This is a genomic window from Parafrankia sp. EUN1f (genome assembly GCF_000177675.1).
Classification (GTDB): Bacteria; Actinomycetota; Actinomycetes; order Frankiales; family Frankiaceae; genus Parafrankia.
Genome location: NZ_ADGX01000269.1, coordinates 1 through 6447 on the forward strand (window position 1 = coordinate 1; position 6447 = coordinate 6447).

At 75.0% G+C, this 6447-nt stretch carries 7 protein-coding genes; 3 read left to right on the forward strand and 4 right to left on the reverse strand.

All coding sequences use genetic code 11. The features are described from left to right. Nucleotides 1-643, forward strand: a 643-nt coding sequence (locus tag FREUN1FDRAFT_RS37430) for an ANTAR domain-containing protein (protein ID WP_050796190.1), incomplete at its 5' end; no start/stop codon positions are given. Nucleotides 644-667: 24 nt separating this feature from the next. Here the strand turns inward: FREUN1FDRAFT_RS37430 and FREUN1FDRAFT_RS37435 are convergent. The 3 genes from FREUN1FDRAFT_RS37435 to FREUN1FDRAFT_RS37445 all read right to left on the reverse strand — a co-directional run bounded on the left by FREUN1FDRAFT_RS37435 (nucleotide 668) and on the right by FREUN1FDRAFT_RS37445 (nucleotide 3910). Then, on the reverse strand, nucleotides 668-2083 hold the full coding sequence (locus FREUN1FDRAFT_RS37435; protein WP_006545643.1) for a pitrilysin family protein: 1416 nt from the start codon (nucleotides 2081-2083) through the stop codon (nucleotides 668-670). A gap of 20 nt (nucleotides 2084-2103) precedes the next feature. Then, nucleotides 2104-3402, reverse strand: coding sequence for a pitrilysin family protein (locus tag FREUN1FDRAFT_RS37440; RefSeq protein WP_006545644.1), 1299 nt, complete (start codon nucleotides 3400-3402; stop codon nucleotides 2104-2106). 244 nt (nucleotides 3403-3646) lie between these two features. Then, nucleotides 3647-3910, reverse strand: a complete 264-nt coding sequence (locus tag FREUN1FDRAFT_RS37445; protein WP_035957405.1) for a hypothetical protein — start codon at nucleotides 3908-3910, stop codon at nucleotides 3647-3649. Nucleotides 3911-4071: 161 nt separating this feature from the next. On the opposite strand from FREUN1FDRAFT_RS37445, the gene FREUN1FDRAFT_RS37450 reads away from it, so the two are divergent. Then, complete coding sequence (locus FREUN1FDRAFT_RS37450; RefSeq protein ID WP_006545646.1) at nucleotides 4072-5319, forward strand: PucR family transcriptional regulator; 1248 nt, start codon at nucleotides 4072-4074, stop codon at nucleotides 5317-5319. A 60-nt stretch (nucleotides 5320-5379) separates the two neighbouring features. Continuing rightward, nucleotides 5380-6159, forward strand: coding sequence for an endonuclease/exonuclease/phosphatase family protein (locus FREUN1FDRAFT_RS37455; protein WP_006545647.1), 780 nt, complete (start codon nucleotides 5380-5382; stop codon nucleotides 6157-6159). A 10-nt stretch (nucleotides 6160-6169) separates the two neighbouring features. Here FREUN1FDRAFT_RS37455 and FREUN1FDRAFT_RS37460 read toward each other — a convergent pair. Further along, nucleotides 6170-6447: hypothetical protein (locus tag FREUN1FDRAFT_RS37460; protein WP_006545648.1), on the reverse strand; the 278-nt coding region annotated here is incomplete at its 5' end.

The window sequence follows — 6447 nt, forward strand, 5'->3', positions numbered from 1 at the left end:
ACGCCCGGGCGTGGCTCGCGGCCCGGGCGGAACGGCAGGCCCGGGCAGCAGGACGGGATCCGGCGCCTCGGACATGCGGCTTCGGCGAGCACCGGCCGGCTGGATCGTGGAAGGCCCGGGACCCGAGGTCCGACCGGTCGGCGATCTCGTCTCCGCGATGGTCCTGGCCGACCTGCTCGCCGAGGATCTCAGCCCGCCGGGCCGGCCCCGACGGGCCGACCGCGATCTCAGCGAGACCGAGCAGCTGCGTCTGTCAGTGATCCAGCTCGAGCACGCGCTGGCCTCCCGGGTCATCGTCGAGCAGGCGATCGGGGTGCTGGCCGAGCGCAACCACATCAAGCCCAGGGATGCCTTCGAGCGGCTGCGACGCACCGCCCGAGGCATGGGCAGACGGGTGCACGACCTGGCCCGGCAGGTGGTCGAGTCGGTGGGCGACCCGCGGATCACCCTGCCGGGTGAGCTCGGCCGCGGCGGTGCCACCGGGCCTGGGCCCGGTCCCGGGCCGACGCCCGGCAGCCCGGGCAACCCCGGCCCCGGACCTGGTCCCGCCCCTGGCTCCAGCCCCGGACCCGGCAGCCCGAGCGGTGCCGGCGGCGGGCCACCCCGCCCCAGCCCGCCCCGCGCCACGCCCAGCCGCCGCTGACCTCACCGGCCCTGCCCCCGCGGGTCAGGCGGACTCGACGACGCCGAGCTCGACGTCACCGAGCACCCGCACCGCTTCGGTGATCTTCGACGCGTCGCCCACGAGGACGGTCACCAGCCCGGTCGGCGCCAGCAGCTCCGCCGATACGGCCTGGACCGCTTCCGCGGTGACCTCGGTCAGCGCCTGTGGATGGTCCCGCAGGTACTCCACGCCGACGCCCGCACCCGACAGCCCGGACAGCGTCCCGGCGAGCCCGGCCGCGGTGGCGCCCGACAGCGCGAGCGTGCCGATGAGGTAGTGACGGGCGGCGTCCAGCTCCTCCGCGGTGGGTGGCAGCAGCGCCATCCGGCCGAGCTCGTAGTAGATCTCCAGCAGCGCCGGCCCGGTCACGTCGGTGGAGACCTCCGCGCCGACGGTGAACCGGGAGCCCGCCTGGTAGTGCTCGACCGAGCTGCGCGGCGAGTAGGTGTACCCCTTGTCCTCACGGATGTTGGAGACGAGCCGCGAGCTGAAGTAGCCACCGAAGATCGTGCTGGCGAGCCGCAGCGCCGGATGCGCCGGCGCGGCGCGGTTCAGCGCCCGCCCGCCGAGCCGGATGTTCGTCTGCACCGCACCCGGCCGGTCGACGATCACGATTCGGCCCGGCGTCGGCACCGGCGCGGGCGGGTGCCCCGCGGCGGCGGTGCCCTGCCACGCTCCGAGGGTCGCCTCGACGGCGTCCAGCGCCTGCTGGGGATCGACGTCCCCCACGATGGTGAGGATCGCGCCGCCGGGGCAGACCCCTGCGGCGTGCAGGGACCGCACGCGCTCGACACCGACCTCGGCGAGCAGCGCCGGCGGGTTGATGGCGCTGCCGTAGACGTGGTCACCGAACATCCGGCGCAGCAGCGCCTCGCGAGCGATCACCGACGGCTGGCTGAACGCTGTCGTCGTCTCCTCGACGATCCGCTCACGCTCACCGACGAACTCGTCCTCCGGGTAGCTCGCCGAGGTCAGGACGTCGGCGATCAGCGCGAGCAGCGGCTCCAGGCTGGTGGCGAGCGCGGAGCTGACGATGGCCAGCCGGTCGGCGTCGACACCGGCCCGCAGCGAGCCGCCCAGGGCCTGCACCGCCGTGGCCAGCCCGACCCGGTCGTACCGGCCCGAACCGGTGAGGATGGTCTCCGCCAGCAGCTCGGCATCGGCCTGGTAGGCCGCGCCCGCGCCGGCGAACGGAATCCGCAGCCGCAGCTCCACCAGCGGGACGCTCGCCCGGGCGACCACGTCGACCCGCAGGCCGTTGGCCAGGGTGCGCCCGACGACGGCCGGCAGCTCGTTCTGCACGGTGGGCGCGACCGCGGGGATCACCGAGCCGGCAGCGGACCCGGCAGCGCTCTCGCCGGTCGCGGCCTCGCCGGTCTGGGGCTCGTCGTCCGTCCCGGTCTGGGCGGTCGTTGTCACCGTGCCTCCTTGTGCCGCGCTCACGCGGCGCCTGCCCGCAGCTCCAGCACCGCGCGGCCCTGCGCCCGCAGCGCGCCGGCGGCGGTCGCGACGGCCTCGCCGGTGACCTCCGCGAGCAGCCCGGGCAGCTCGTTGAGCAGTTCGGGGCGACCGTGGTGCAGCTCGAAGGTGGCGATCTTCAGGGCGCGCCCGAGCGCGTCGTCGGACTCCCGCAGGATGCCGGCGGCGACCTGGGCCCGCACCCGCTCGAGCTCGCCGGGCTCAAGTCCGTTCTCGGCGATGCGGTCGAGCTCCTCGTCGACGGCGGCGAGCACCTCGTCGGCGCCGGAGTCGCCGGCGTGGCGGGCCTCCAGCGTGAGCAGCAGCGGGTCCCGCTGGTCGAACGGGTCCCCGAAGGTGCCGACGTAGGTGCTGATCGCCGTCACCGAACGGTCCTTCTGGACGAGCCGCCGTTCCAGCCGGCTCGCGTCGCCCGTCGTGAGCACGTCGGTCAGCAGGTGGGTCGCGAGGAACGCCGGCAAGTCCCGGTCGGGATCGGGCACCCGGTAGCCGACCGCGAGCGCGGGACGGGGTGCCAGCCGGTCGGTCAGAACCTCGCGGCGCTCCTCGGCCCGCACGGGCTCGGCGAAGCTGCGCCGCGGCGGCACCGCCCGGGCCGGGATCACCCCGAAGTACCGCTCGACGAGCTCCAGGGCCTGGTCGGGCTCGAACTCGCCGACGATGGTCAGGATCGCGTTGCCCGGCGCGTAGAACTTCTCCCAGAAGTCCGCGGCGTCGTCGAGGCTCGCGGCCTCCAGCTCCGAGAAGTCGCCGTACCCGTTGTGGGCGTTGGGGAAGGTGTCGAACGCGACCGGGGGAAGCGTGATCCAGGGGAACCCGCCGTAGGGCCGGTTCATCACGTTGACCCGGATCTCCTCCTGGACCACGGCGATCTGGTTGTCCAGGTTCTCCCGGGTGATCCTCGGCGCGCGCATCCGGTCGGCCTCGAGGAACAGCGCCCGCTCCAGCGCGCCCGAGGGCAGCAGCTCGAAGTAGTCCGTGTGGTCGGGGTGCGTCGAACCGTTGAAGATGCCTCCGGCAGCCTGCACGTACTTGGGATGCTCAGCCTTGCCCACGTGCTCGCTGCCCTGGAACATCAGATGCTCGAACAGGTGGGCGAACCCGGTGCGGCCCTCCGGCTCCGAGCGGAAGCCGACGTCGTAGTGGACCGCGACGGCCACCACGGGGGCGGTGCGGTCAGGGGCGAGCAGGACCCGCAGCCCGTTGGCGAGCGTCACCCGCCGCAACGGGTAGGAGGGGGACGGCAGGGCGGCCCTCACCGCGCTGGGCGCGGGCGGACCGGCGGTCGAAGGCGAGGACACATCGCCACGCTACTGCCCGCGCCGGTTGGGCGGCCACGTTCGGCAGCATCACCTCACCGCACCGTCCCCGGGCGGAGACGAGAAGACTACGAAAGGACGATTCGCGGCGGGTACGGGACGACCACGCCGTGGCATGGCCATGCTGTGACATCGCCATGCTGTGACATCACCGCTCCGTGGCACGCCCCCCACGGCGGCGCCGTCAGCGCGGGTGCCGGGCCCCTGCCGCCGAGACCAGGAAGACGAGCAGCGCGGCGATGGCCACCTGCAGCACCAGAGTCAGCAGCCAGCCCGCGTCGATACCGGAGGCGACCACCAGGCCCAGCGCGGCGCCGAGCAGGCCGATGAGCACCGTCATCAGGCAGCCGATCGGCGCCCGGCGGCGCGCCGGGACCACGAGCCGGCCGAGCAGGCCGATCACACAGCCAGTGATCAGCGCACTGATGATGCCGGTCGGTGTCTCCACGACGTCATTCTCGCTCCCGCTACGCACCCGCCACACCCCCGCCGCCGCCCTTACACCACCCCCGTGCCGACCGACCCTCCCCACAGGCCGGACGTCCCGGCAGGCGGGCTTCCCGGCGGGCCGGCCGGCCGGGGCGCCGGGGCGCAGGCGAGACTGTCCGAGTGGGAGAGTTTCCGCCCGGGCTGAGTGAATCCCTCGCCCATGGGTTGGAACAGCTGGGCGAGGAGATCATCGCGGCGATCGCCGCCGAGGTCCCCGCCTACGCCCGTCCGCTGGAAGGCTCGTTCGGGCGGGGCGTGCGCCGCGGCGTCGAGGAGGCCCTCGCCCGGTTCCTCGCGCTGGTCGAGGCCGGGCCGGGGGCCGCCGGTGACCTGGCCACCAGCCGGGACGTCTACGTCCGGCTGGGGCGCGGCGAGGTACGAGCCGGCCGTTCGCTGGACAACCTGCTCAGCGCCTACCGGGTCGGCGCCCGGATCTCCTGGCGCCGCCTTGGGGAGGCCGCCCGCCACGCCGGCCTCGACGCCGGCGGCCTCGTGGCGCTCGCCGAGATGATGTTCGCCTACATCGACGGGATCTCGGCCGCGTCCGCGGACGGCTACGCACTCGCCCAGTTCGAGATCGCCGGCGAGCGCGAGCGCCTGTGGGACCGGCTGGGCGAGATGCTGCTCTCCGGCACGGACGCCGCGACCATCGAGCACGCCGCCAGCACCGGCGCGGTCCGGCTGCCCGAGCGGATGGCGGCCGTCCTGGTTCCGGAGGGGCCCGACGAGCAGCTGCCCTCGCGGCTGCCCACCGGCTGCCCGCGGACCAGCCACGGGTCCGACTTCTGGCTGTTCCTGGGAGACGCCCAGGAACCGTCCCGGCGGCTGTGGCTGGCCGAGCGGCTCGCCGGGGCCGGGGCGGTGGTCGGGCCGTGCGTCGCCTGGCAGCAGATCACGACCAGCGTGGAGCGGGCCAGCTTCGCCCGGGCGGCACTGCTCGCCGGGCGGCTGCCCGCCGCGGCCGGGCCGGAGCCGCTGTTCACCGACGACCACCTCGCCGACCTGGTGCTGGCCCGCGACCCGGGCCTGCTCGATGATCTGGCCCGGCGCCGACTCGGGCCACTCGCAGCCCTCCCTGAACGCACCCGCTCCCGCCTCGCGGAGACCCTCCTGTGCTGGCTGGCCCTGCACGGCCAGCGCCGGCTGGTGGCCGAACGGCTGCACATTCACCCTCAGACCGTCCGCTACCGGGTGGGACAGCTGCGGGAGCTGTTCGGCGCCGCCCTGGACGACCCCGAGGCGCGGTTCGAGCTGGAGCTGCTCCTGCGGGCGACCATCGGGCTGCGGCCGGGCAGCCCCGCGGAGCCACCCGGCCCCGAAAACGCCCCCGGCGCCGGCCCAGGCCCAGGGATCAGTCCTGGTCCCTGACACGGGTGTCCCGCCGGTTCGGGGCGGGGAGACACCGGCGAGCGCGCTACGGTCGGTGCTGTGCGGGTCGGGTCCTTCAACGCGATGCACGGGCTGTCCCTCGCGGACGGCCGGGTCGAGGCGGAGCGCTTCACCACCGCGGTCGCGGACCTGGACTGCGACGTGCTGGGCCTGCAGGAGATGGACCTCGCGCAGCCACGGTCCGGCGGCGGTGACCAGGCCGCCACCGCGGCGACGGCGCTGGGGGCCTCCGACGGCGGCTGGCGGTTCGCCCCCACCGTCTACGGAACGCCCGGGCACCGCTGGCGCCCCGCGGACGGCCGGCGTGCCGAGAACGAGCCCGCCTACGGCATCGCGCTGGTCAGCCGCCTGCCGGTGCGCCGCTGGTGGGTGGTTCCGCTGGGCCGGTCGCCGGTCCGCTCCCCGGTCCTGGTCCCGGGGACGTCCCGGCGGGTGCGGATGATCCTGCTCGACGACGAGCCACGGGTGGCGCTGGCCGCCGTCGTCGAGACCGCGAGCGGACCGCTCACCGTGGTGACCACCCATCTCTCCTTCGCGCCGGGCTGGAACGCCTGGCAGCTGCGCAGGCTGGTCGGGCGGCTGCGCGAGGTCGACGGACCCGTCCTGCTGCTCGGCGACCTGAACCTGCCGGGCCGGCTGCCGACCTGGTTCACCGGCTGGCGCCGCCTCGCCGCCCACCGCACCTACCCGGCGCACGCGCCCCGGGTGCAGCTCGACCACATCCTGGCCCGCGGCCCGGTCGGCACCGTCGCCGCCAGCGAGGCGCGCCGCACCGCGGTCTCCGACCACCTCGCCCTGCTGGTCGACATCCGCCGCTGACCGCGGGCCGCTAGCGACCGGGCAGCCTGGGGCTGCCGGCCGCGGCGGCGGCGGCCTCGGCGGCAGCGGCGGCACCGGGATTCGCCAGGAGCGCGACGATCTCGTCCTCGGACAGCAGCGGCGGACGGACCACCTGCCCGGAGGCGACGTAGAAGTAGGCCGCGTCGACGTCGGGCACCGCCACCCCGCGGACCTTCGCCCAGGCGACCCGGTAGACGGCGAGCTGGACCGGATCGGCCGCTCCGAGCCCGTCTTCCAGTCGACGACCTCCAGCGGCCGCCGCCGAGG